At 73.7% G+C, this 24,687-nt stretch carries 20 protein-coding genes; 6 read left to right on the top strand and 14 right to left on the bottom strand.

Annotation, left to right across the window (positions count from 1 at the left end):
* Positions 1–97 precede the first annotated feature (97 nt).
* The 7 genes from murD to mraZ form a co-directional block, all read right to left on the bottom strand.
* Positions 98–1,636: a UDP-N-acetylmuramoyl-L-alanine--D-glutamate ligase gene (murD, locus tag FHD63_RS04770; RefSeq protein ID WP_139720567.1), complete on the bottom strand. Its 1,539-nt coding sequence runs from the start codon at positions 1,634–1,636 to the stop codon at positions 98–100.
* Positions 1,633–2,748 (bottom strand): phospho-N-acetylmuramoyl-pentapeptide-transferase, encoded by a 1,116-nt coding sequence (gene mraY, locus FHD63_RS04765; protein WP_139720566.1) that lies wholly within the window; start codon positions 2,746–2,748, stop codon positions 1,633–1,635. Before mraY ends, murD begins: the two co-directional genes overlap by 4 nt.
* Positions 2,748–4,202, bottom strand: a complete 1,455-nt coding sequence (locus FHD63_RS04760) for a UDP-N-acetylmuramoyl-tripeptide--D-alanyl-D-alanine ligase (RefSeq protein ID WP_139720564.1) — start codon at positions 4,200–4,202, stop codon at positions 2,748–2,750. Before FHD63_RS04760 ends, mraY begins: the two co-directional genes overlap by 1 nt.
* Positions 4,199–6,112, bottom strand: a complete 1,914-nt coding sequence (locus tag FHD63_RS04755; RefSeq protein WP_139720563.1) for a peptidoglycan D,D-transpeptidase FtsI family protein — start codon at positions 6,110–6,112, stop codon at positions 4,199–4,201. The genes FHD63_RS04760 and FHD63_RS04755 overlap by 4 nt, the downstream gene beginning before the upstream one ends.
* 15 nt (positions 6,113–6,127) lie before the next feature.
* Positions 6,128–6,574, bottom strand: coding sequence for a cell division protein FtsL (gene ftsL, locus FHD63_RS04750; RefSeq protein WP_139720561.1), 447 nt, complete (start codon positions 6,572–6,574; stop codon positions 6,128–6,130).
* Positions 6,571–7,587, bottom strand: a complete 1,017-nt coding sequence (rsmH, locus tag FHD63_RS04745; protein WP_139720559.1) for a 16S rRNA (cytosine(1402)-N(4))-methyltransferase RsmH — start codon at positions 7,585–7,587, stop codon at positions 6,571–6,573. The genes ftsL and rsmH overlap by 4 nt, the downstream gene beginning before the upstream one ends.
* Before the next feature lie 174 nt (positions 7,588–7,761).
* Positions 7,762–8,196: a division/cell wall cluster transcriptional repressor MraZ gene (gene mraZ / locus FHD63_RS04740; protein WP_139720558.1), complete on the bottom strand. Its 435-nt coding sequence runs from the start codon at positions 8,194–8,196 to the stop codon at positions 7,762–7,764.
* A gap of 371 nt (positions 8,197–8,567) precedes the next feature.
* Here mraZ and FHD63_RS04735 point away from each other — a divergent pair, with 371 nt between their 5' ends.
* The 4 genes from FHD63_RS04735 (at position 8,568) to zwf (ending at position 14,625) form a co-directional block, all read left to right on the top strand.
* Positions 8,568–9,545 (top strand): AAA family ATPase, encoded by a 978-nt coding sequence (locus tag FHD63_RS04735; protein ID WP_139720556.1) that lies wholly within the window; start codon positions 8,568–8,570, stop codon positions 9,543–9,545.
* 16 nt (positions 9,546–9,561) lie between these two features.
* Positions 9,562–10,806: a DUF58 domain-containing protein gene (locus FHD63_RS04730; protein ID WP_139720554.1), complete on the top strand. Its 1,245-nt coding sequence runs from the start codon at positions 9,562–9,564 to the stop codon at positions 10,804–10,806.
* Complete coding sequence (locus tag FHD63_RS04725) at positions 10,803–13,127, top strand: transglutaminase TgpA family protein (RefSeq protein WP_139720552.1); 2,325 nt, start codon at positions 10,803–10,805, stop codon at positions 13,125–13,127. Before FHD63_RS04730 ends, FHD63_RS04725 begins: the two co-directional genes overlap by 4 nt.
* A 64-nt stretch (positions 13,128–13,191) precedes the next feature.
* On the top strand, positions 13,192–14,625 hold the full coding sequence (zwf, locus tag FHD63_RS04720) for a glucose-6-phosphate dehydrogenase (RefSeq protein ID WP_139720551.1): 1,434 nt from the start codon (positions 13,192–13,194) through the stop codon (positions 14,623–14,625).
* 57 nt (positions 14,626–14,682) lie between these two features.
* Here zwf and FHD63_RS04715 read toward each other — a convergent pair whose 3' ends face one another.
* The 4 genes from FHD63_RS04715 to FHD63_RS04700 form a co-directional block, all read right to left on the bottom strand.
* Entirely contained in the window at positions 14,683–16,347 is a 1,665-nt protein-coding gene (locus tag FHD63_RS04715) for an RNA polymerase sigma factor (protein ID WP_420853121.1), read from the bottom strand.
* Positions 16,348–16,557: 210 nt separating this feature from the next.
* Positions 16,558–16,965, bottom strand: coding sequence for a universal stress protein (locus FHD63_RS04710; protein ID WP_139720547.1), 408 nt, complete (start codon positions 16,963–16,965; stop codon positions 16,558–16,560).
* Positions 16,966–17,010: 45 nt separating this feature from the next.
* Positions 17,011–18,252 carry a DUF4192 domain-containing protein gene (locus tag FHD63_RS04705; RefSeq protein WP_139720545.1) on the bottom strand — a complete coding sequence of 414 codons (1,242 nt, stop codon included), beginning with the start codon at positions 18,250–18,252 and terminating at the stop codon, positions 17,011–17,013.
* A 62-nt stretch (positions 18,253–18,314) separates the two neighbouring features.
* Positions 18,315–19,031: an EcsC family protein gene (locus tag FHD63_RS04700; protein WP_238705769.1), complete on the bottom strand. Its 717-nt coding sequence runs from the start codon at positions 19,029–19,031 to the stop codon at positions 18,315–18,317.
* A 69-nt stretch (positions 19,032–19,100) separates the two neighbouring features.
* On the opposite strand from FHD63_RS04700, the gene FHD63_RS04695 reads away from it, so the two are divergent.
* On the top strand, positions 19,101–19,742 hold the full coding sequence (locus FHD63_RS04695; protein ID WP_139720541.1) for a hypothetical protein: 642 nt from the start codon (positions 19,101–19,103) through the stop codon (positions 19,740–19,742).
* On the opposite strand, the gene FHD63_RS04690 is transcribed toward FHD63_RS04695, so the two are convergent.
* Positions 19,718–20,698, bottom strand: a complete 981-nt coding sequence (locus FHD63_RS04690) for a PAC2 family protein (RefSeq protein WP_139720539.1) — start codon at positions 20,696–20,698, stop codon at positions 19,718–19,720. The two genes, FHD63_RS04695 and FHD63_RS04690, sit on opposite strands and share 25 nt — an antisense overlap.
* Positions 20,699–20,814: 116 nt before the next feature.
* Between FHD63_RS04690 and FHD63_RS04685 the strand changes: the two genes are divergently transcribed.
* On the top strand, positions 20,815–22,944 hold the full coding sequence (locus FHD63_RS04685) for a prolyl oligopeptidase family serine peptidase (RefSeq protein WP_139720537.1): 2,130 nt from the start codon (positions 20,815–20,817) through the stop codon (positions 22,942–22,944).
* Between the two features lie 112 nt (positions 22,945–23,056).
* Here FHD63_RS04685 and coaE read toward each other — a convergent pair whose 3' ends face one another.
* Together coaE and FHD63_RS04675 are read right to left on the bottom strand one after the other, a co-directional pair.
* A complete protein-coding gene (gene coaE, locus FHD63_RS16225) occupies positions 23,057–24,001 on the bottom strand; it encodes a dephospho-CoA kinase (RefSeq protein ID WP_202978412.1) in 945 nt (314 codons plus the stop codon).
* Positions 23,998–24,672 carry a VOC family protein gene (locus tag FHD63_RS04675; RefSeq protein WP_139720535.1) on the bottom strand — a complete coding sequence of 225 codons (675 nt, stop codon included), beginning with the start codon at positions 24,670–24,672 and terminating at the stop codon, positions 23,998–24,000. Before FHD63_RS04675 ends, coaE begins: the two co-directional genes overlap by 4 nt.
* Positions 24,673–24,687: the final 15 nt, after the last annotated feature.

Genomic DNA, 24,687 nt, shown 5'->3' with positions numbered 1-24,687 from the left:
GGCGAGCGCAGCCACTCGCCGACCGACTGCACGCTCCAGCCGGTCTCCTCGCTCCCCCCGCGGGAGGACGAGCCGCGGGGACGGTCCAGGGTCGTCGTCACGAGGTCGGCCCCCCGAGGTGACGGCGCACGGCGGAGGCGAAGGTGTCGCCGCGGCTGCCGTAGCTGGGGAACATGTCGAGCGAGGCTGCGGCGGGCGAGAGCAGGACCACGTCGCCCGGGCGCGCGAGGTCGGCGCACCGGGCCACGACGTCGTCCATCACCCGGTCCAGCGCAGCCATGTCCCCATGGTCGGTCACGCCGGCGTCGTGGACCGGGACCTCGGGCGCGTGTCGGGCCAGCGCCTGCGCGACGAGGTCCCGGTCGGCCCCGAGGAGCACGACGGCCCGCAGCCGCGGGGCGACCTCCACGACCAGCTCCTCCACCTCGGCGCCCTTGAGCTGGCCGCCGGCCACCCAGACGATGTGGGGGTAGGAGCGCAGCGCGGCGAGGGCGGCGTGCGGGTTGGTGGCCTTGGAGTCGTCGACCCAGACCACCCCCTCCTGCTCGGCCACGACGCTCATCCGGTGGGCGTCCGAGCGGAACCTGCGCATCCCCTCGCGGACCGCGGCCGGGGTGATGCCGGCGGCGCGCGCCAGGGCGGACGCCGCCAGGGCGTTCGCGACGAGGTGCGGCGGGGGCGCCGACGAGCCGTCGCCACCCGAGGCCCGCGCGAGGTCGGCGAGGGTGCCGAGCTCGGCGGCCGAGGTGCGCCGCTCCTCGACGAAGGCCCGGTCGGCCAGGACGTCGTCGACGAGCCCGAGCATCGACAGGCCCGGCGTGCCGAGGGTGAAGCCGACGGCCCGGCAGCCGTCCACGACCTCCGCCTGCTCCACCATCGCCTCGGTCCGGGGGTCCTGGACGTTGTAGACGCAGGCCACCTGGGTGCGCTCGTAGACCCGGGCCTTGTCTGCGGCATACGCCTCCAGCGACCCGTGCCAGTCGACGTGGTCGGGTGCGAGGTTGAGCACGCAGGAGGCGAGCGGGCTCATGCTGTGGGTGAAGTGGAGCTGGAAGCTGGACAGCTCGACGGCCACCAGGTCGTAGGGGTCGGGGTGCTGGACGGCGTCGAGGACCGGGGTGCCGACGTTGCCGGTGGCGATGGCGCGCAGGCCGGCCGCCTGCAGCATGGACGTCAGCAGCTGGACGGTGGACGTCTTGCCGTTGGTGCCGGTCACCACGAGCCAGGGAGCGGCACCCACCCGCGGGCGCAGGCGCCACGCCAGCTCGATCTCGCTCCAGACGGGTATGCCGCGCTCCAGCGCCGCCGCCAGGACCGGGTGGTGGGGCGGCCAGCCCGGTGAGGTCACCACCACGTCGACCTCGAGAGGTGCACCCTGCTCGGCTGGGTCCTCCTGCGGCCAGGCCGCCACGTGCTCCGGGCCGCGGCGGACGTCGGCGCCGAGGATGCCGAGGATGCCGGCCTGCGTGTCCTGCTTCTCGCTGTCGTTGCCGAGGTCCAGCACGGTCACCCGGGCCCCGTGCTGCAGCAGCGCGTCGGCCGCCGCGAAGCCGGTGACGCCGAGCCCGGTCACGAGGGCGCGCAGCCCGCTCCAGTCCGCGTCCCGGTGGGTGAGCTCGTCGAGGTCGGTGCTCACAGGTTCGCCACCCACTCGCCGTAGAACAGTCCCAGGCCCACCGCGACGCAGATGCCCGCGATGATCCAGAAGCGGATGACGATGGTCACCTCGGCCCAGCCGAGCAGCTCGAAGTGGTGCTGCAGCGGCGCCATCCGGAAGACCCGCTTGCGGGTGAGCTTGAAGCTGGCCACCTGGATGATGACCGACAGCGTGATCATGACGAAGAGCCCGCCCAGCACCGCGAGCAGCAGCTCGGTGCGGGTGGTGATGGCCAGCCCGGCGAGCCCGCCGCCCAGGGCGAGCGAGCCGGTGTCGCCCATGAAGATCTTGGCCGGCGAGGCGTTCCACCACAGGAACCCGAAGCAGGCCCCGGCGACCGAGCAGGCGACGACGGCCAGGTCGAGCGCGTCGCGGACGTCGTAGCAGTTGGGCCCCGGGGCCAGCTGGCAGTTCTGGTTGTACTGCCAGATGCCGATGACCGAGTAGGCGGCGAACACCATGACCGAGGCGCCCGTCGCCAGCCCGTCGAGGCCGTCGGTGAGGTTGACCCCGTTGGACGCGCCCGCGATGAGCACGTTGGCCCACAGGATGAAGAGGATCACCCCGAGCACGGGGCCGGCGAAGGCCAGGTCGACCGCGGTGTCCCGGACGAAGGAGACGGCGGTGGACGCCGGGGCCCGGGTGCTGTCCCCCTCCAGGAGCAGCGCGGCCAGGGCGAACACGATGGCGACCACCGTCTGGCCGGTGAGCTTCTCCGCCGAGGTGAGGCCGAGGCTGCGCTGCTTGGAGATCTTGGTGTAGTCGTCCAGGAACCCGATGAACCCCAGGCCGGTGATGAGGAAGAGGACGAGGATGGCGCTGAGGCTGAAGCGCGAGTGGGTGACCTCGAGGACGCCGGTGACGTCGAGCAGGATGAGCAGCAGGTGGGAGACGACGTAGCCGGCCAGGGTGGCCCCGATGATGACCGCGCCGCCCATGGTGGGCGTCCCCCTCTTGGTGTGGTGCGAGGTGGGGCCGTCGTCGCGGATGAACTGGCCGTAGCCGCGGCGCACGAGGAAGCGGATGAAGACCGGGGTGCCGAAGAGCGAGAAGACCATGGCGACCGCACCGGCGAGCAGGACGTTGACCATCAGCCGCCCACCAGCTCGTCGCCGAGCAGACGGAGCCCGGAGTCCCGGCTGCTCTTGAGCAGCACGACGTCCCCGGGTCGCAGCGTCTGCCGCAGGTGCGTCAGCGCCTCGTGCCGGTCCGCCAGGGTCGTCGCCCTGGTGCCTCCGGCGTCGAGGTATGCCGTCGCCGCCGGGCCGGCGACCGGCCCCACGACGACCAGCTCGTCCACCCCGAGGTCGGCCGCGAGCGCGCCGACGCGCTCGTGCTCGAGGTCGCTGTCGGGGCCGAGCTCCAGCATGCCGCCGACCGCGGCAACCGTCCGGCCCTCGTCGCGGCGCATCGCCGCGAGGGCGCGCAGCGCGGCCCGCATCGACTCCGGGTTGGCGTTGTAGGCGTCGTTGACGACGGTGACGCCATCGGGTCGCTCGGTGACCTCCATCCGCCACCGGGACCGCGGCGTGGCGGCCCCCAGCGCGGCCGCGACGTCGTGCCACGGCATCCCCCACTCGGCGGCGACCGCGGCGACCGCGAGCGCGTTGCCGACCTGGTGCTCGCCCGCGAGCCGCAGGGTCACCGGCTGGGCCACCCCGCCGGGGGCGGTGAGCACGAACGAGGCGCGCCCGAGGGGGTCCAGGCTCACCCGCTCGGCGCGCACCTGGGCGCGCGGGCCGAGACCGACGAGGACGGTGCGCGCCCCGGCCCGTGCCGCGACGTCCGCCATGGCGCTGACGACGTCGTCGTCGGCGTTGAGCACGGCGAGGCCGCCCTCGGGCAGCGCGGCCACGATCTCGGACTTGGCCCGCCCGATCGCCTCGCGGGAGCCGAACTCGCCGAGGTGGGCGCTGCCGACGTTGAGGACGACCGAGACCAGGGGCGGGGCCGCCTGCGTCAGGTGGGCGATGTGCCCGGCGCCCGAGGCGCCCATCTCCGCCACGAGGTAGGCCGTGTCCTCGGTCAGCCGGCAGACGGTCAGGGGCAGCCCGACCTCGGAGTTGTAGGACGCCTCGGGCGCCAGCGTCGGCCCCAGCCCTTGCAGGACCTGCGCCATGAGGTCCTTGGTCGACGTCTTGCCGGAGGACCCGGTGATGGCCACCGTGCGCAGCCCGCCGTGCGCGGAGCAGCGGTCGTGCACCTCGCGCGCGAGGACGGCGAAGGCGCGGGTCACGGCGTCGTAGGGGGGCCGGTCCGGACGGGGTGAGAGGCGGGCCGGGTCCTCCTCGACGACCACGCACGGCAGACCCTCGACGGGGCGGTTGGTGAGGGCGGCGACCGCGCCGCGCTCCGCGGCGGCGGCGACGAAGTCGTGCCCGTCGGCGCTCTCCCCGCGCCGGGCGACGTAGAGGCCGCCGGGGAGCATCTCGCGGGAGTCGGTGACGACGGGGCCGGTGATGCGGACGGAGGCGTGACCGGGGGAACCCGGGTGCACGCGGCCGCCGGTCAGGCGGGCGACCTCACCGAGGCTCAGGGGGATCACCCATCGGTCCTTTCGTCCTTGATGGCGAGGTCTCCCAGTGTGACACCCTTCTGGCCGGGCACCGGCTCCTCGGGGTCGAACTCGATGTCGAACTGCGCGGGCGGGGTGGTCGCCGGGGCGATGCCCTCCTGCTGGAGCGCGTAGCGCATGAGGTCAGAGAACACCGGCCCCGCGATGACCCCGCCGAACTCGCTGATGCGGGTGGGGCGCTGGATGACGACGGCCACGACGTACTTCGGGTCGTCGGCCGGGGCGAAGCCCATGAAGGAGGAGGTCACGCTGCCGTCGTAGCGCCCGGTCTCCGGGTCGACCCGGGACGCGGTGCTGGTCTTGCCGGCGACGTGGTAGCCGGGGACCGCGGCGAGCGGTGCGGTGCCCTCGGTGGACGGGACCTGCTGCATGATCTCGGTGAGGCTCTGCGCCGTCTCCTCGCTGATGACCCGCCGGTTCTCCTCGGGCGCCGGAGGATCCTCCTCGGTGTAGCGGCCGTCCTCGTCCACGGTGCCGGCGACGATGCTGGGGGCCAGCATGACGCCGTCGTTGGCGATGGTCTGGAAGACGCCCATCTGCTGCAGCAGGGTGCCGGAGAGCCCCTGGCCGAACATGAAGGTGTAACGCGTGGTCGCGCTCCACGTGGAGGGCTCGGGCACGAGGCCGGCCGACTCCCCGGGCAGCCCGAGGCCGGTCCGGTCACCGATGCCGAAGCGGCGCATCCAGTCGTAGAGCTGCTGGTCGCTGAGCTTCTCGCCGTAGAGGATGGTGCCCATGTTGGAGGACTTGGCGAGCACGCCTCCGAAGGTGAGGTACTCCACCGGGTGCGGTTCGGCGTCCTTGAAGCGGGTGCCGGCCCGGCTCATCGTCACCGGGACCTCGATCGGGGTGTCCGGCTCGACGATGCCCTCCTCGAGGGCTGCAGCGGCCGTGATGAGCTTGGAGGTGGACCCGGGCTCGTAGACGTCCTCGACCGCGGCGTTGCGCATGTCCGCGGCGTCCTGAGTGCTCTCGGAGGGGTCGAAGCTCGGGTAGCTCGTCAGGGCGCGCAGCTCCCCGGTCTCGACGTCCATGACCGCGGCGTAGCCGGAGAGCGCCCCGGCCTCCTTCACCCGCGTGCGGACCGCGTCGTAGGCCCGCCACTGCAGGTCGGCGTCGATGGTGAGGCGCAGGTCCTGACCCGGCTGGGCCGGGTCCTCCTCGTAGACACCGGTGCTGATCCGCTGGCCGTCCCGGCCGATCTCGTAGAGCGCCTCCCCCGGCTCGCCGGTGAGCTCCTCGTCCCGGACCAGCTCGATCCCGCCGGCGGCCATCTCCCCCGAGCCGATCCAGCCCAGGAGCGGTGCGGCGGCCTCGCCGAGGGGGTACTCACGGCGCATCAGCTCCTCGCTGGACACCCCCCGGATGGAGGCGGCCTTGATCTCCTGCCACTCCTGCGGGGAGGCGTCGGGCACGAGCACGGCGTACTGTTCGCCCAGCGGCTCGGTCAGCCGGCGGAGCACGTCGGCCTGGTCGGCGCCGGTGATCTCGGACACCACCTGGGCCGCCGCGGCATACCCCGTCCCGACGACCTGACGGGAGCCGTCCGCCGCCTTCTCCGTGCGCTCGTAGTCGACGACGAGGGTCGGGTCGGCCACGATGCGACGCCGCTCGACGCTGACGGCGAGCGCGTCCCCGTGGACGTCGGTGATGCTCCCACGGGCCGCGGGGATCGTCCGCGACTGCAGGCGCTCCCCCAGGGCGGCCGCGGAGACGCTCGCGGCGTCCAGGCCCTGCAGCCGCACCAGCTGGGCGGCGAAGAGGCTGAGGACGATGAGGACCCCGAGCATGAGGGCGCGGGCGCGGCGGGCCGGGTGGGCGACGCCGGCGGCGACGGCTCGAGAGGACGGGGAGCGATGGGCGATGCGCGGTCGTGCCACGGTGCTCACCCCTTGTCAGTCGTCCTTCGCCGGAGCCGTGCCCGTCGAGGGCAGATCAACGGTAAGCGTGCGCGAACCGTCCACCTTGGACGCCACGCCGGTGATGGAGCCGTCGGAGAGCCGCAGCGTCGCCGTGGAGGTCGAGGGCACCATCTTGAGCTTCGTCGCGGCCTGGGCCAGGCTCTCCGAGGACCCCTTGCTCTCGAGCTCGTCGGCCAGGGTCACCTTCTGGTCGTGCAGCGCCGTGGCCTCCACCTCGAGGGTGCTGAGGACGTAGGACCCCTCGGCGCGGACCGTGTTGAGCAGCAGGACCGCCGTGAACGTCAGCGCGACGAGGAAGACGCACAGCAGCCGGAACCCGTTGCTGGTGGAGGCCGGCGCGGCGTCCACGGCGCGGGCGCGAACCGCGGCGCGGGCGGGCGCGACCCGGCCGATACGGCTGGAGATGGTCATCTGGCTCATGGCGTGGGGGGCTCCTCGCGGGCGGTGCGGACGGGCTGGTCGGGGGTGGTGCGGAGGCGTTCGGCGGCACGCAGGCGGACCGAGGCGGACCGGGGGTTGGACTCCTGCTCCTGCGCGTCGGCACGCTCCGCACCGCGGGTGAGCAGGCGCAGCCAGGGCTGGTGCTCGGGCAGCTCGACCGGCAGGTCGGGCGGGGCCGAGCTGGTCGCCCCGGCGGCCAGCCCCTGCTTGGTGATGCGGTCCTCGAGGGAGTGGTAGGACAGGACCGCGATGCGACCGCCGGTCACCAGCGCGCGCAGCGCTGCGGTCAGCCCGTCGCGCCAGGTCGACAGCTCGGCGTTGACCTCGATGCGCAGCGCCTGGAAGGTGCGCTTGGCGGGGTGCCCGCCGCTGCGCTGGGACGCGGCCGGGACGACGTCGCGGAGCAGCTCGACCAGGGGGCCGGACGTGGTGAACGGCTCCTGCTCGCGACGGCGCACGACGGCGCGGGCGATCGGCCGGGCGAAGCGCTCCTCCCCGTAGTCGCGCAGGATCCGGGTGAGGTCGCGGACGTCGTAGGTGTTGAGCACGTCGGCGGCGGTGCCGGGCACCGACTGGTCCATCCGCATGTCCAGCGGGGCGTCGGCGCGGTAGGCGAAGCCGCGCTCCAGCTCGTCCAGCTGCAGCGAGGAGACGCCCAGGTCGAAGAGCACGGCGTCGGCGCCGTCGACCCCGACCTCGGCCAGGATGGTCGGCAGGTCGTCGCTCACGGCGTGGACCGGGAGGAAGCGGTCGCCGAAGCCCGCCAGCCGCTCGGTGGCCAGGGCCAGGGCCTGGGGGTCACGGTCGATGCCGACCGCGCGGGCGTTCGGGCACGCCCGCAGCACCGCCTCGGTGTGCCCGCCCATGCCGAGGGTCCCGTCGACGTAGACGGCGCCCTCGTGCTGCAGGGCCGGGGCGAGCAGCTCGACGCACCGGTCCAGCAGGACCGGCACGTGCCGGTCCTGGGTCGCGCGCGGGGTCTGTGCTGCCATGTCGGTCGGTCCCTGGTCGCGGGTGGCGCCCGGTGGCCGGTCCCTGGTCCCCCACCGTCCGCCCCGTCCCGGCCCGGGGGAAGTCGGGTCGGGTCGGAGGTGCGGTCCCGGCTCCGGGGAAGAGGAGTCGGGGCGTCGACGGACGGGGGGAGGCCAGGGTGCGGTCGCCCGAGGTCACATGAGTCCGGGGACCACCTCCTCGGAGAGGTCGGCGAAGGAGTCCTCGTGCTCCTCGGTGTAGGCGGCCCAGGCCCGGGTGTCCCAGACCTCCAGCCGGTTGCCCGCACCGATGACGGTGCACTCGCCGGTCAGGCCGGCGTAGGTGCGCAGCAGCGGCGGCACCGTGACCCGTCCCTGCTTGTCCGGGATCTCGTCGGAGGCGCCGGACAGGAAGAAGCGCTGGTAGTCGCGGACCGTCTTGGAGGAGGTGGGGCTGTCCTGCCACTGCTGGACGAGACGCTCGAAGTCGGCCTGGGTGAAGACGTAGAGGCAGTGCTCCTGCCCCCGCGTGATGACGAGTCCGCCGGCCAGCCGGTCGCGGAACTTCGCCGGCAGGATCATCCGGCCCTTGTCGTCCAGGCGGGGCGTGTAGGTGCCGAGGAAGAGCACGTCACCACCCCTTCGGTCGTCCGGCCGGTGTCTCCAAGTGCCCCCACTCTACTCCACTTTGCCCCACCAAGGCGAGCAAACCGGGGCAATCGTGCCACAAGTTTCGGCGATGTTGCAGGTCAGAGGTGGTGGAGCGTGGTGGAGGGCCATCGGGCGCAGATCGCGCTCCCCGACCCCGGGTCGGAGGAGCACCGCGCGCCAGCCCTGACATCACCGCAGGTCACGACGCTGCACGGCGCGCTCCGCCGGCGACCAGGGCCGTCGTGGCCGCCCCGCAGGGCCGGCGGTGGGGGGAAGTGGAGGGTGGGCATCCGCCGCACTTCCGCGGGACCACGACGCGGCTCGGCGCCACGTTTGGCAAGATCGGGGTCATGTCTGCCATCTCGCCCGCGCCCGACACCGTCGACCTGGATGCCGTGAAGTCCGTCGCCGGCGCGGTGCACCGGGCCATTGCGACCGTCATCGAGGGCAAGGACGAGGCGGTCGCCACCGCGGTGACCGCCCTCCTGGCCGAGGGCCACCTCCTCGTCGAGGACGTGCCCGGCGTGGGGAAGACCATGCTGGCCAAGGCCCTGGCGCGCGCCATCGACTGCCGGGTGAGCCGGGTGCAGTTCACCCCCGACCTCCTGCCCAGCGACATCACCGGGGTCAGCGTCTTCAACCAGGACTCGCGCGAGTTCGAGTTCCGGCGCGGCGCCATCTTCGCCAACGTCGTCGTCGGCGACGAGATCAACCGGGCCTCGCCCAAGACGCAGTCGGCGCTGCTGGAGTCCATGGAGGAGCGCCAGGTCACGGTGGACGGGCAGACCTACCAGCTGCCGCGTCCCTTCCTCGTCATGGCCACCCAGAACCCCATCGAGATGGAGGGCACCTATCCCCTCCCCGAGGCCCAGCGGGACCGGTTCATGGCCCGCATCTCCATGGGCTACCCGTCGGCGAGCTCGGAGATGACGATGCTCGAGACGCACGGCTCGGTCAGCCCGCTGGAGGGCCTGCACCCGGTCACGACCGCGGCCGACGTGGAGCAGCAGATCGACAACGTCAGGGGTCTGCACATCTCCCCCGCGCTGCGCCAGTACGTCGTGGAGCTCATGTCGGCCTCCCGGGCGCACCGCATGCTGCGGCTGGGGGCCTCCCCCCGGGCCGGGCTGCAGCTGCTGCGCGCGGCGCGCAGCCACGCCGCGCTGGCCGGCCGCGACCACGTCCTCCCCGAGGACGTGCAGGCGATGGCGGTCCCGGTGCTGGCCCACCGGGTGCTCCCCACCGGCGAGGCCTCCCTCGCTCACCGGAGCACCGCCGACATCGTCCGTGACCTCGTCGAGCGCACCAGCGTCCCCTCGGGTCGATGAGGCCGGGCCGCCACCGATGACGCACGCCACCGGTCCGTGGGGGGCGCTGACGACGAGGGGCAAGGTGTTCCTCGTGCTCGGCCTGCTCATGGTGGGCGCCGGCACCGTCCTGGGCTACGAGGACGTCACCCGCATCGGCCTCGCCCTGGTGGCCCTGCCCGTGCTCGTGCTGGTCCTCATGCCCCGCCGGACCCCGCGCATGACGGTAACGCGCGAGGTCGAGCCCCCCCGGCTCGTCCCGGAAGAGCGCGGCGAGGTCGAGGTGCGCTTCCGCAACCTCGGCCCCCGGTCCGCGGTCTACCTCGCCGAGGAGCACCTGGACTACCAGCTGGGCGACCGCCCGCGCTACATCCTGCCCCGGATGAGCACCGGCGAGGAGCGTCGGCTGCGCTACACCGTCCGGTCGCGGCACCGCGGCGCCTATGCGCTCGGCCCCATCGTGCTGCGGCAGCGCGACCCCTTCGGGCTGACCTTCCGCACGCTGCAGCTGTCCTCCCGCACCGAGCTGCTCGTCCTGCCCCGCGTCGTCGGCCTGGGCGAGGACCGGATGCGCGGCAGCTCGCGCGGCAGCGAGGGCGAGCAGCCCCAGATGATCGCGCTGCACGGCGAGGACGACGTCAGCATCCGGACCTACCGCGACGGTGACGAGCTGCGCCGGGTCCACTGGCCGGCGACCGCGCACCGCGGCGAGCTCATGGTCCGGCAGGAGGACCGCCCGGCCCGCCGCCGGGCGGTGCTGCTGCTCGACTCCCGGGCCCAGGCCCACCCCGGGTCGGGGATGCGCCCGTCCTACGAGTGGTCGGTGAGCGCCCTCGCCTCGGTCGCGCGGCACCTCGTGGCCGACGGCTTCGTCGTCCACCTGCTCACCGACGTCGCCCTCCGGGACGGCAGCGCCCAGCACCCGGTCGAGCTGGGCCCGGCGATGGACGCCCTCGCCCGGGTCCAGCCCGAGCCCGACGCGCGGCTCGACCGCCTCTCGGCGGCCGCCTCCTCCTTCAGCTCCGGCGGGGTGCTGCTCGTCGCCGCGGTCGTCGCGCACGACGACCGCGAGCTGCGGACCCTCGCCTCCATCCGCCAGCCCGGGTCGCGGGCCCTGGCGTTCGTCCTGGACCCGGCCCGCTTCGGCGGCCCGTCGACCGAGGACGCGCCCACCGGGGTCCTGGGCGAGGCCGGGTGGCGCACGGTGACCGTGGGGCCGCACACCGGCATACCGGAGGCGTGGACCTCGCTGCGGGCCGCCGCCGTCGGGAGGTCGGCATGAACGACGACGACCGCGACTGGGTGGCCCGGGGCCTGTGGGCCGAGGGACTCGTGGCGGCCCTCGCCACGCTGTCCGTCGCGTGGCCGCTGACCGACCTGCTGCGGGAGGGCAGCTGGCTCGCCCCCGGCGTGACGATGGTGCTGCTCATCGCCCTCGGCGGTGCCGTGCTGCGGTCCCTCGACACCCCACCGACCCTGGTCGCCCTCGGCCAGCTCGCGCTCGGTCTCGGCGGGCTGGCCGTCATCTACCTGCAGGACACGCTGTGGCGCGGGGTCCTGCCCACCCGGGAGACGCTCGAGATGGTCGGCGCCCTCCTGGCGCAGGCCGGCACCGTGCTGCAGACGTATGCCGCACCCGCCCCGACGACCCAGGGGGTCTCCTTCCTCGTCGTCGCGGTCCTCACCCTGACCGCGGTGTCGGTCGACTCGATGGGGGTGACCGGGCGCGCGCCGGCGAGCGCCGGCATACCCCTCGTCGCGGGTTTCCTGGTCTCGGTGTCGAACACGGGGCAGGCCATGGAGCCGTGGTACTTCGCCGCCGTGCTCGTCATGTGGCTCCTCATGCTCGCGCAGCAGGGGCGGCGGCTGACCCTGTCGTGGCCCTCCGCGGGCCGGCGCGAGTCCCACGGGGCCGGGGACGTGTCCGAGGGGCCACGCACCTACCGCGGGTTGGCCCAGCTGGTCGGTGCGCTCACCGTCGTGGCGGCCGTCCTGGGGGCCTCCTTCCTGCCGCACCTGCCGCCGACCTTCTTCGGGGACGGGCTCGCCCGCAACCCGGACGCCCGCGACGTCGACGCGGACGCCGGTGACGTCTCCTTCACCGAGACCATGGACCCGGGCCAGGACCTGCGCAACCAGTCCCAGGCACCGGTCCTGACCTACCGCACCAACGCCATCAGCCTGCAGCCGCTGCGCGTCACCGCGACCGAGCGCTTCGAGGACGGCCGGTGGGTCGCCCCCGAGCGGCTGACCTCCGCGCTGCTCCCCCAGGGTGCGCCGATCCCCGACCCGCCGGGGCTGGGTGAGGAGGTGCCGGTCGGCGAGTCCGAGTTCCAGGTCCTCGACAACGTGCTGGAGCCGCCCCACCTGGCCGCTCCTCCGCTGCTCACCTCGCTGGAGCTGGAGGGCGCCGACTACCGGTACGACCCGCAGGACGCCACCGTCGTCCTGCAGGGCCAGAGCCCCGGCTACGACGCGACCTACCTCACCATCGACGTCGGGGGCCAGCTGCCGGACGGCGTCGGTGAGCAACCGGCCGCCGCCGCCGACTTCGACGAGGACCTGCTGGCGGTGGACGAGGTCTCCCGCGACCAGGTCGCCGCGCTCGCCGACGAGGTGGTCGGCGACGAGGACAACGCGCTGCAGGCGGCCGTGCTCATCCAGGGCCACCTGCGCAGCGAGGGCGACTACGAGTACTCCCTCGAGCTCGAGCCCGCTGCCGAGGCCGGTGCGGACGACCCGATCGGCGGGTTTCTCGAGACCCGGCAGGGCTACTGCGTGCAGTTCGCCACGGCGATGGTGATGATGGCCCGGACCGAGGGCATCCCCGCGCGCATGGCCGTCGGGTTCCTCCCCGGCACCCCGCAGCAGGACGGGTCCCGTCAGGTCATCGCCGCCGACGCGCACACCTGGCCCGAGCTGTGGATCGACGGCCTGGGGTGGACCCGCTTCGAGCCGACCCCGGGCGTGCGCGCCGGCACGCCCCCGGCCTACGCCCGGTCCACCGACGAGGGTGACGCCGCCCCCAGCACCTCGGAGGTGCCCCAGGAGCTGACCCCCACGCCCGAGCCGACGGCGGCGCCGGTGCCGAGCGACCCGACCCTGCTCGACCGGCTGGGTGACCTGCTGCCCACGCTGCTGCGGACGCTGCTCGCGCTGCTGCTGCTCGGGGTGGTCGCGACCATCCTGCCCTGGGCCGGCCGCCGGCACCGCGAGGCCGGCCTGCGCTCGGCCACCACCGCGTCCGAGCGCATCGAGGGCGAGTGGCAGCTGCTCACCCGGTCGCTGAGCGACCTGGGTGTCGCCACCGCGCCGGAGCGCAGCCCCCGGAGCATGCGCCGGCACTACCTCGGCGGCACCACGATGGAGGACAGCGGCGACCGCGCCCTGGGGCGGGCGGTGGCCACCCTCGAACGCTCCCGGTATGCCGCTCCCGGCACCCTCGGCGAGGACGAGGCGGACCAGATGAGCGAGGACGTGCGCACCGTGGTGGACGAGGTGCGGCATACCTCGCCCTGGAACCAGCGCGTCAACGCCGTGCTGCTGCCGGTCAGCGGTGTGGAGGGGGTGCGCGCGGGCCTCAGACGGCTCCTGCGCCGCTGACCGCCCACCGGTGCGTCGGCCGCGGGGTGGCGTCAGGCAGCCGGAGACGACAGAGTGGTGACCCATGACCGCACCGCTGACCGTCGTCCTGTTCGGGGCCACCGGCGACCTCGCCCGTCGCAAGCTCATCCCCGGCGTGCTGCACCTCTTCCTGTCCGGCCTCGTCGACGACCTGCGGGTGGTGGGGACCTCGCTCGACGACCTGTCGGTGGACGAGTTCCGCGACCTGGCGATGGAGGCGGTCCAGGAGTTCAGCGTGCGGGACTGCCAGAACTCGGCGCTGAGGGACTTCGCCCAGCACCTGGACTACGTCCCGGGCTCGGAGGGGCCGGAGGCGCTGCGCGCGGCGGTCGACCGCTCCGAGGAGCAGCTCGAGGGCGAGGAGCCGCTGCGCCTGCACTACCTCTCGGTCCCGCCGAGGGCGGCGCTCAAGGCGGTGGGCACCATCGCCTCGGCCGGGCTGGTGGAACGCAGCCGCATCATCATGGAGAAGCCCTTCGGCACCGACTACGCCTCGGCCGTCGAGCTCAACGGGCGGCTGCACGAGGTCTTCGACGAGGAGCAGATCTTCCGGATCGACCACTTCCTCGGCAAGGAGCCGGCGCAGAACATCCTGGCCTTCCGCTTCGCCAACGGACTGTTCGAGCCGATCTGGCACCGCAACCACATCGACCACATCCAGATCGACGTGCCCGAGACGCTGGGGCTCGCCCAGCGCGGCGACTTCTACGAGCAGACCGGCGCCTACCGCGACATGGTCGTCACCCACCTCTTCCAGATCCTGGCCTTCACCGCGATGGAGCCGCCCACCTCCCTGGAGCCGCTGGCGATCAGCCGGGAGAAGAACAAGGTCTTCCGCTCGATGCTCCCGCTGGAGCCCAGCGACGTGGTGCGGGGGCAGTACGTCGGCTACCGGGACGAGCCCGGGGTCGGCGACGACAGCCAGACCGAGACCTTCGTGGCGCTCAAGTGCTTCGTCGACAACTGGCGCTGGGCGGGGGTGCCGTTCTACCTGCGCACCGGCAAGCAGCTGGCCGAGGGCGCCCGCATCATCTCCATCGCGTTCCGGGAGCCGCCGCAGTCAATGTTCCCCCCGGGGTCGGGCGTCGGCGACCACGGCCCGGACCACCTCACCTTCGACCTCGCCGACCGGGCCCGGATGTCGCTGAGCTTCTACGGCAAGCGGCCCGGACCGGGCATGAAGCTGGACAAGCTCTCGATGCAGTTCTCCATGCAGGACACCGACTGGGCGGGCAGCGTGCTGGAGGCCTACGAGCGGCTCATCTACGACGCGGCCCGCGGCGACCGCACGCTCTTCGTGTCCGCGTCGGGCATCGAACGGCTCTGGGAGATCAGCCAGCCGCTGCTCGAGAACCCGCCCGTGGTCCGGCCGTACCAGAAGGGGTCGTGGGGTCCGAACCAGATCCACCAGCTCATCACCCCGTTCACCTGGCGGCTCCCCTTCGAGCGGCAGTGGCGCGAGTCGGGGCAGCGCTGACGAGACGAGCCCGGCCACCTGGCGGGTCGCCAGGTGGCCGGGCTCGAGGGGGTGTGCTCAGTCCAGGTAGTCGCGCAGCACCTGCGAGCGCGAGGGGTGGCGCAGCTTGGACATCGTCTTGGACTCGATCTGGCGGATCCGCTCGCGGGTCACGCCGTAGACCTTGCCGATCTCGTCCAGCGTCTTGGGCTGACCGTCGGAGAGCCCGAAGCGCATCGACACCACGCCCGCCTCGCGCTCGGAGAGCGTGTCGAGGACGGAGTGCAGCTGCTCCTGCAGCAGGGTGAACGAGACCGCGTCGGCGGGCACGACCGCCTCGGAGTCCTCGATGAGGTCACCGAACTCGCTGTCACCGTCCTCGCCCAGCGGCGTGTGCAGGGAGATCGGCTCGCGACCGTACTTCTGGACCTCGACGACCTTCTCCGGGGTCATGTCCAGCTCGGCGGCCAGCTCCTCCGGGGTGGGCTCGCGACCGAGGTCCTGCAGCATCTGGCGCTGGACGCGGGCCAGCTTGTTGATGACCTCGACCATGTGCACCGGGATGCGGATGGTGCGGGCCTGGTCGGCCATGGCGCGGGTGATGGCCTGCCGGATCCACCACGTGGCGTAGGTCGAGAACTTGTAGCCCTTGGTGTAGTCGAACTTCTCGACCGCGCGGATGAGACCGAGGTTGCCCTCCTGGATGAGGTCCAGGAAGAGCATGCCGCGACCCGTGTAGCGCTTGGCCAGCGAGACCACGAGGCGCAGGTTGGCCTCGAGCAGGTGGTTCTTGGCGTTCTTGCCGTCGTTGGAGATCCACCACAGCTCGCGCTTGAGCTTGGCCTCGATCTTCTCCCCGGAGTTGAGCTTCTCCTCGGCGAAGAGACCGGCCTCGATCCGCTTGGCGAGCTCGACCTCCTGCTCGGCGTTGAGCAGCGCCACCTTGCCGATCTGCTTGAGGTAGTCCTTGACCGGGTCGGCGGTCGCTCCTGCCGTCACCACCTGCTGGGCAGGCGCGTCGTCGTCGTCGGCGGTCGAGAGGGTGAAGCTGTCCTCGTCGCCCTTGGTCGCGGGGGTCTTGGTCTTGGCGACCTCGGGGGTCTCGGGCGCCTCCTCGACCTCCTCGACGTCCTCGGCCTCGACGTCCTCCGGCGAGGGTGCCTCGACGATCTCGTCGACGACGTCCTTCTTCTTGCGGCCGCGACCCTTGGCCGGCGCGGCCGGCTCGTCTGCGGAGCCGGTGGCCGCCGACGCGGCCTTCCGCGTCGTCGCGGTCTTGGCCGCCGTGGTCTTGGTGGCCGTGGCCTTGGCGGCAGACGAGGTCGTCTTCCGGGCGGTCGTGGTCTTGGCCGCGGTGGCCTTCGCGCCCTTGACGCCCGAGGAGGTGGGCTCCTCGGTCCCGGAGTCCGTGCTCGTGGAGGTGGCACCCTTGGCGGCAGCCGACCGCGGGCTCGCGGCGGAGGTGCTCTTGGCCGACGTGGTGCGGGGCTTGGTGGCGCGGCTGGCCCGCTTGCGGGTCGGGGCCGGCTCGGCGCGCACCTCGATCGCCTGGTCGCTGAAGACCCGCAGCACCTTCTTCTGCGTCGCGGCGGACGTCACGTCCGCGGCCTCCAGGGCAGTCTTCACCTGCTCGGCCTCGACGTAGCCCTGCTCGGTGCCGGTCATGAGCAGCGCCCGGAGGGCCTCGTGCTCGAAGGCGGGCGGGAGCTCCGGGGTGCTCGTGCGGGTCGTCCTGGCTGTCACGGGGTGGACCAACTCTCTGTGGGGCAGCAGGTGTAGCGCAGCCGGGCATGAGGGAACCCGACGCGCTCGAGAAGTGGTGATTGGTGCCGGGTGCGGCACGCGGCTCACACCATTATAAAACCTGGACCCCCTCCCGCACATTCCCCGGGGTGCGCAGAAGCTCCCTCACGACCGCCCTGGCGCGGACGGCGAGGGCGTTCGCGGCCCGGCTCAGTCGCCTTCGCCGGCCTTGACGGCGAGCACCGGGCACTGCGCCTCCAGGAGGATGCGCTGCGCGTTGGATCCCAGGATGAGCTTGCCGATGGGCGTGCGCCGCCGCAGCCCGATGACGATGAGGTCGGCGTCGCTGTCGCCCGCCACCTCGATGAGGTCCTCGGCCGGCTCGTTGCCCCGGGCCAGGGCGCGCACCTCGTGCTCGATCCCGGCACCGTCCAGCTCCTGAGCGACCGCGTCCAGCTCCTCCTCGAAGCGCCGCGCCTCCCCCGCGTCGAAGTCACGTCCTCCCCGGTGGGAGTTGACGACGATGAGCTTCACCTTGCGCATCAGCGCCTCGGTGCGGGCGGCGACCAGCGCCGCCCGGCCCTCGCGGGTCGGGATGTAGCCAACGATGATCGACATGGACGGCGTCCTCCTGCGTGATGAGATGTGCCGCGAGGCTACACCTCAGGCCGCCGGGAGCCCTCCCGAGCGTCCCCGGGCGCGTCGGCCCGGACGCCCACGGGGCCGCGAGCCGTGGGCACGACCGGCGTCCTGGCGCGGCGGGCGCAGCCCGACCTCGAGTGCCTGGCGGAGCATTCCGGCCAGCCGGCAGCCCGGGTCGACCTCGAGCGCGAGGTCGCACACCTCGTTGGCCACGGCGCCGTCGCCGCGCGTCCAGGCGACCATGGCGCCGAGGGTGAGCAGCGGCCCCCCGAGGTCGCGGGGCACCTGAGAGACCAGCGTGAGCAGCCGCCCCAGACCCTCGTGGTGGTCGGTCGTGGGCCAGGGTCGCAGGGGACGGGTCATCTCGACCAGCGCGTCGGGGACCGTGGCGTCCTCCACCCAGGGCAGCTCGGGCAGCCACCGGGCCAGGACGGCGTCGCGCACCCACCGGTCGTGCAGCACCACGGCCACCTGCGCCCGCTGCCGCGCGTCCAGCGTCCGGCCCCCGCGGACCCACGCGTCCAGGTCGCGGACCGCACGACGCTCGTCCAGCCGGTCGGGGGCGAGGTGGAGCAGGCGGAACGCGACCTCGGTGGCCCGGGTCGCCGCCTCGTCACGGCGGCGCACCGACGCGGCGACGGCCGCCCGGGACGGCAGCACGCCCCGCCCGCTCAGGACGAGGTCGGCCACGGCGGGCACGTCGGGTGCGGACGGCGCCGGCCGCCAGCACCGCTCCTGCTCGGTCAGGTCCTCGCCGTCGGCGACCACGGCGCACATCTGCGGTCCGCCGTCCGTGTCGCGGACGAGGAGGAGGTCGTGCACGTGGCAGCCGGTCTCGTCGGCCAGCCCCCGGGACGCCGCCAGCAGCCCGTCCACGGCGGGCCCCTCGACCTCGCCGTCGGGGCGGGCGGGCAGGTCGTGCCCGAACACCGCCAGCAGGGTGGGCCCGGACGAGGTGTCCGCCGCCTGCTGCACCGCGAAGCGCAGCTGCCGCAGGGCCGCCCCGAGGTCCGGTGTCGCCGGCAGGTCCACCCGGCCGGTGAAGACCATCTCGCCCAGGGAGCCCCGCTGGTCCAGGGCCAGCACCACGACCACGATGCTGCGCCGGGGCCGGTAGCCGAGCAGGTGCGGCAGCACCGCCAGCAGCTGCCCGGCGCCGCTGAGCCGGAGCGGGGGGCCCGGGGGGCGCGTCGAGGTGGAGGTGGTCTCAGGTGCGGGGAGGTCCGGCTCCGGCGAGCGCCCCCCGGGCTCGTGGTTCGTCATACCCCCAGCGTGCCGCGAACGGGCCCGCCGTGGCGGACCCGCTCGCGATCTGTGGATAACCTTCAGCCGGCGGCGGCGCCGGACTCCCGGTCGACGAACTCACGGCGAGCGTGGTCGGCGATGCGCTTCATGAGGTAGCCGTCCAGCCCGGCGCCGATGACGCCCCCGGCCACCGGCACGAAGCGCACGAACCGGCCGAGGGCCCGACCACCGACGGCCGTCAGCAGCCGGAACCCGACGGCCTTGTTGACCATCATGGCCGCCGCCTTGGGCAGCCGGGACGTCGCCAGGTTGGCCAGCCGGCCGGACCCGGTCATGCCCATGGCCGTCGTGACCCCCGCCTTGCGCATGAGCTCGTCGGCATCCGCGCCGACGAGCGACAGCAGGACGGCGGCACGGGTGGACCTGCTGCTCACGTCGTAGCCGCGCTCCTCGGCGATGGCGGCGACCATGCGGGTGGCGAAGGTGTAGAACTCGAGCACGTTGACCGGGATGGCCACCGGCATGGTGAAGATGCCTCCCACGCCGGTGACGAAACCGCCGACGGCCCCCTTGCGAATGTGCTCGGAGACGATGGCGTCGACCACCCGGTCACGGTCCTCGCCGTGCTTGCTCCGCACCCGGGCCAGGACCTCGCTGGAGGACTGCAGCGGACCGATGCCGTCGACGCCGAAGTCGAGCAGCTTGCCGATGAAGGCGTTCGCCAGGGCGTCCAGGCGCCCTCCCTCCTCCAGCTCGGGGTCGGGCTTCACGGCCACGTCGGACTCGGGTCCAGCCACGTCGTCTCTCCTCTTCTCGGGGCACAGGGTCGCGCTCATCCTGACACGGGGTGCGTTAGGTTGCGCGGTATGACGTCAGGACGGCGGGCGACGGGGGTCCGGGTGCTCTGGCTCCTCGCGGTGCTGCTGGGACTGACCGGGATCGTGCTGCTGGCGCTCGGGGCGAGCGGCTCCGCGGGACGGTCCACCACCGACCTCGTGGGGGTGGTGCCGGGGCAGGAGGTGGTCGTGCCGGAGGAGGGGATGTCCGTCTGGTCGCGCTCGGCGCAGACCCGGGAGAGCACCGCCTGCACGCTGGACGACACGCTCCTGCTGCGGCCCGAGCAGGACTTCACGACCCGGGTGCAGGGCGCGGACTTCCACGAGGTCGCGCGCACGGGGCCCGACCAGACCAGCGGCCCGGCCACCCTCGTCTGCGACACCGACGACGCCGTCTACGCCGGTCCCTACGGACCTCGGACCGCGCCCACCGGGCTGCGTGGCGGCACCGGGCTGACGCTGGGCCTGCTCCTGCTCCCCCTGGGGCTGGCGTGCGCCGCCCTGGCGGTGCTGGGCCGACGTCGGGGGCAGGCCACCGACCCGGGCCCGGACCCCGCGGCCTACACCCCGGTCCCACGGCTCACCGGCAGGCCCGCTGGGGGCGACCGGCGGCCGACTCCTGCGACCGACGCCCCGAGCGGCCCGCGCTACGACCTGCCGCCGCCCTCCTGATCCTCGGTCGGCGGCGTGGGACCCTCCCCCTCGTCGGCGCCGTCGTCGTCCACCGACTCCGGGTCGCGCAGGAAGGCCTCGAACTGCGCGCCGATCTCCTCGGCGCTGGGCAGGTTGGCGACCTCGGCGGCCAGCAGGCTCTTGCGGCGCTGGCCCTCGATGAAGTGGTCGTAGCGCTGCTCCAGACCCTCGACGACCTCGCGGGCCTCGTCGTTGCTGGCCAGCTCGTCCTCGATCCGACCGCGGGTCAGCCCCGCCATCGCGACCAGGTCGGCCGTCGGGAGCACGAGACCGCTGAGATCCATGAGCGCGTCCGCCGCCGCCACGACCGCGTCCCCGAACTGCGTCTCGGCCAGGTAGTGCGGCACGTGCACAGCCACGCCCATGGTCAGCAGCCCCGACTCGGCGAGCCGCAGGTGCAGCAGCGAGTCGGCGCTGGAGGGGATGCGCACCTGCCCGAAGAGAGGCGTGTAGTCCCCCAGCACCGAGCTGTCGCTGGCGAAGCGCGTGGTGCCCACCGGACGGGTGTGCGGCACGGCCATGGGGATCCCGTGGGCGCTCACCATGCGGCGGACCCCGAAGGCCAGCCCCAGCTGGCGGACGGCGTCGACGAAAGCCTCCCAGCGGTAGTCCGGCTCGATGCCGTGCAGCAGCAGGAAGGGCTCCCCGGCGGCGTCGACGAGCCGGTAGAGCACCAGCGCGGGGTCGTCGTAGTCGGTGTAGTGGTCGGAGTCGAAGGTCATGAGCGGGCGCCGCGAGCGGTAGTCCACCAGCTCGTCGACGTCGAAGGTCGCGACCACCTCGTGCTCGAGGGTGTCGAGCAGGTGGTCGGCGAGCGTGGACCTCACCTGCCCGGCGTCGAGGAAGCCCTCCAGGGACACCAGCAGCAGCGGGGCTGGCTGGGGCTGGCGGGCGGCGTCAGCCTCCAGCCGGAACAGTGGCGAGTGCGTCGTCACGGTGTCTCCTCTCTGGTCTGCCCTCTCAACGCCCCGACCTGCCGGGGGATTCCGTGCCGCCCGTCGGCGGGGGGAGCGACGGGGCGCCTGTCGGCAGCCAATGATAGGAACGGGGTATGACCTCACCGGTGACCCCCTTCCACGACCTGTCCCACTACGTGGCCCTCCCCCGGGTCTCCGGGCTGGCGCTGAGCTCGGACGGGACGCGCCTGGTGACCTCGGTGTCGACGCCCACCTCGTCGGGCACCGGCTTCGTGTCCGCGCTCTGGGAGCTGGACCCCTCCGGCGAGCGGGCGGCATACCGCATCACGCGCAGCGCGAAGGGCGAGACCGGTGCCGCCTTCAGCGCCGACGGCGACCTCTACTTCACCTCCGCCCGCCCCGACCCGGACGGCGACGACGACAGCGAGCCCGCCTCGGCACTGTGGCAGGTCCCCGCACGCGGCGGCGAGGCGCGCGTCGTCCTGCGACGGCCCGGCGGGGTGTCCGGCGTCGTCTGCGCCCGGGACGCCGACCGCACCCTCGTCGTCGCGGGCCTGCTGCCCGGCGCCGCGGACGAGGCCCAGCACCGGACCCTGCACGAGGGACGACGCACCGCCAAGGTCGACGCGATCCTGCACTCCTCCTACCCCGTCCGCTACTGGGACCACGACCTGGGGCCGCACGTGCCGCAGGTGTTCGCCCTCGAGGACGGCCCGGACCCCTCCCGGGAGACGGAGGAGGACCCCCGGCTGCCCGGGACCACCGACCGGGCGCGGGAGCGCCACCTGCGGCTGCTCACCGGCGGCCAGCACCCCCCGCTCCACGAGCCCAGCCCGAGGGTGTCCCCGGACGGCAGCTTCGCGCTCGTCGACCTCAGCGTCCCGACGGGACGGGCCGACCTGCGCGCCACCATCGCCCGGGTCGACGTCGCGGACGGCGAGATGCGCACGCTGCTGGACCTCGAGGGGTCCGAGGCGCACGCCGGGCCGGTCAGCCCGGACGGCACCCGGGCGGTCGTCGTCGTCGGCGAGGTCACCGCCCCGGACCGGCCGCCCCACCCGCGCCTGCACGTCATGGACACCGGCACCGGGGAGCTGACCCCGCTGGCCCACGACTGGGACCGCTGGGCCCAGCCGGTCGCCTGGACGCCGGACGGCGCCTCGGTGCTGGTGCTGGCCGACAGCGAGGGCCGGCGGCCGGTCTTCCGGATCGACGTCGCCGACGGGCGGGTCTCGCAGGTCACCCACGACGACGCCGCGTGGAGCGACCTCGTCCTGTCCCCGGACGGCGCCACCGCCTACGGCGTGCGCTCGTCCTACCTCTTCCCGCCCGAGGTCGTCCGGCTCGACGTCGCCTCCGGCGAGGTGACCCCGCTCCCGGGTCCGGCCGAGCGCCCCCAGATCCCCGGTCGGCTCGAGGAGGTCGAGACCACGGCGGCGGACGGGAGCCGGGTGCGGGCCTGGCTGGCCCTGCCCGAGGACGAGCCGGGGGCGTCCGGCCACCCGCTGCTCCTGTGGATCCACGGTGGGCCGCTCGGGTCCTGGAACGCCTGGACGTGGCGGTGGAACCCCTGGCTCATGACGGCCCAGGGGTACGCCGTGCTGCTCCCGGACCCGGCGCTGTCCACCGGATACGGCCAGGAGTTCGTGCGCCGCGGGTGGGGCGCCTGGGGCGACGCGCCCTACACCGACCTCATGGCCGTCACCGACGCGACGGTGGCGCGCCCCGACATCGACGGCGACCGGACCGCGGCGATGGGTGGCTCGTTCGGGGGCTACATGGCCAACTGGGTGGCCGGGCACACCGACCGGTTCCGGGCGATCGTCACGCACGCCTCGCTGTGGGCCCTGGACGGCTTCGGCCCGACGACGGACGCCGCGTTCTACTGGCAGCGCGAGATGACGCCCCAGATGAGCGCGGACCACAGCCCGCACCGGTTCGTCGAGCAGATCGTCACCCCGATGCTCGTCATCCACGGCGACAAGGACTACCGCGTGCCGATCGGCGAGGGCCTGCGGCTGTGGTACGAGCTGCTGTCGCGCTCGGGGCTGCCCCAGGCGGAGGACGGCACGACCCCGCACCGGTTCCTCTACTTCCCGCAGGAGAACCACTGGATCATGAGCCCGCAGCACGCCACGGTCTGGTACTCCGTCGTCAGCGCGTTCCTGGCCGAGCACGTGCTCGGCGAGGCACCGCCCGCCGCGACGGCCACCGCCACCCAGCACCTCGGCCTCACGCCCCCTCCGGCACCGGACGCGCCGTAGGGCCGCACCGGACGCGCGGCAGGGCCGCACCGGACGCGCGGTAGGACCGCACCGGACGCGCGGCTGGGCCGCACCGGACGCGCGGCAGGGCCGTAGCGGAGCAGGGTTCCGGTCAGCCGACCAGCAGGTGCAGGCGGGCCGCGGCGACCGGGTCCGCCGAGGCGATGGTCACCGGACGGACCCCGTCCGACGTGGGCCCGGAAGGATCGTCCTCGCGCACCACGACGAGCCCCCGCTGCTGCAGCCCGCGGCGCACCTCGGGCTCGTCCAGGACCCCGGCAGCCAGGGCATACCTGTCGCCCGCCTCGGCGGCTCCCCCGTCGTCCTGGTCGGGCGGCGTCACCGTAGCGCGCTCGAGCGGCCGGCCCACGGCGGCCTCGACCCTCGCCCGCAGCCGCTCGACGTCGGCCGGTGCGACCTGGCCGCCGGACTCCCCCGGTATGCCGTCGCGCAGGTGGTCGCGGAAGGGCACCAGCCGGGTGGACCAGAGGTCGGCGACCCGCTCGCGCAGGAGGTCCAGCGAGGTCGAGTTGTCCAGGAGCACGTCGGCGGCCGCCCGCCGCTGCGCGTCGTCCGCCTGTGCCCGGATCCGCGAGCGCGCGGCCTGCTCGTCCATCCCCCGCAGCTCCACCAGGCGGCGCAACCGCTCGGCCTCGGGCACGTCGACGACCACCGCGAGGGCGTAGTCGGGCGCCCTGCCCAGCTCGACCAGCAGGGGGATGTCGTGCACCACCACCGACCCCTCCGGGGCCTCCGCCATGATCTGGGTGGACCGGCGCGCGATGAGCGGGTGCGTGATCGCCTCCAGGTCGCGGCGCGCCTGCTCGTCGCCGAACACCACCTGCCCCAGCGCGGGACGGTCCAGGCTGCCGTCGGCAGCGACCACGCGGGCACCGAAGCGCTTCCGGATCTGCTGCAGCCCCGGCGTGCCGGGGGCGACGACCTCCCTGGCGACCGCGTCCGCGTCCACCACGACGGCCCCCCGCGAGGCGAGCAGCGCCGCCACCGTCGACTTGCCCGAGCCGATGCCACCGGAGAGCCCGACGCGCAACGTCATACCGGCTGCTCTCCGCTGCCCTCGCGCCCCTGCCACGTGCAGACGCAGACCTCGTTGCCCTCGGCGTCGGCCAGCACCCACCAGGAGGGGGCGAACTCGTCGGTGACCAGGCGTCCGCCGGCGGCCAGCGCGTCGTCGACCCGCTGCCGGGCGATGTCGTGCGGCACGTTGACGTCGAGGTGGAAGCGACCTCTGCCCGGTCGCGGCTCCTGCATCTGCTGGAACCACAGCGGCGCCAGCCGCCCGGCCGCGTCCCGGAGCTGGTGCTCGCCATCGGTCTCGTAGCCGAGCACCGCCGCCCAGAACGGCTCGACGGCCGGCGCGTCGAGGACGTCGAGCGCGATCTCGACCGCGCTGACCTGGTGCGGCGCCGCCTCGACCCCCTCCGCGCGCGCGAGCCGGCTGACGGCGACGGCGAGCTCGCGGTCCCGGCCGGTCAGCCGGCCGACGTCGTGGCTGACGGTGCTGACGGTGACGTGGGCGTAGCGCAGGTCCACGTCGGGGTGGTGGCCCAGCCCGTCGGCGACCTCGGCGATCCGGCCGACCAGCCGGGCGCCCGTGGCGAAGTCCCCGGTGAGCAGCCGGGTATGCAGACGGTCGAGGATGACCCGCCAGTCACCGAGCTCGGGGTCGGTGGAGAGGTCGTGGTGGGTCGGGTCGGTGGAGGGCATACGCCGACTGTGCCA

The organism is Serinicoccus chungangensis (assembly GCF_006337125.1).
Taxonomy (GTDB): Bacteria; Actinomycetota; Actinomycetes; order Actinomycetales; family Dermatophilaceae; genus Ornithinicoccus; species Ornithinicoccus chungangensis.
This window is presented reverse-complemented; position numbering and strand designations above follow the sequence as displayed.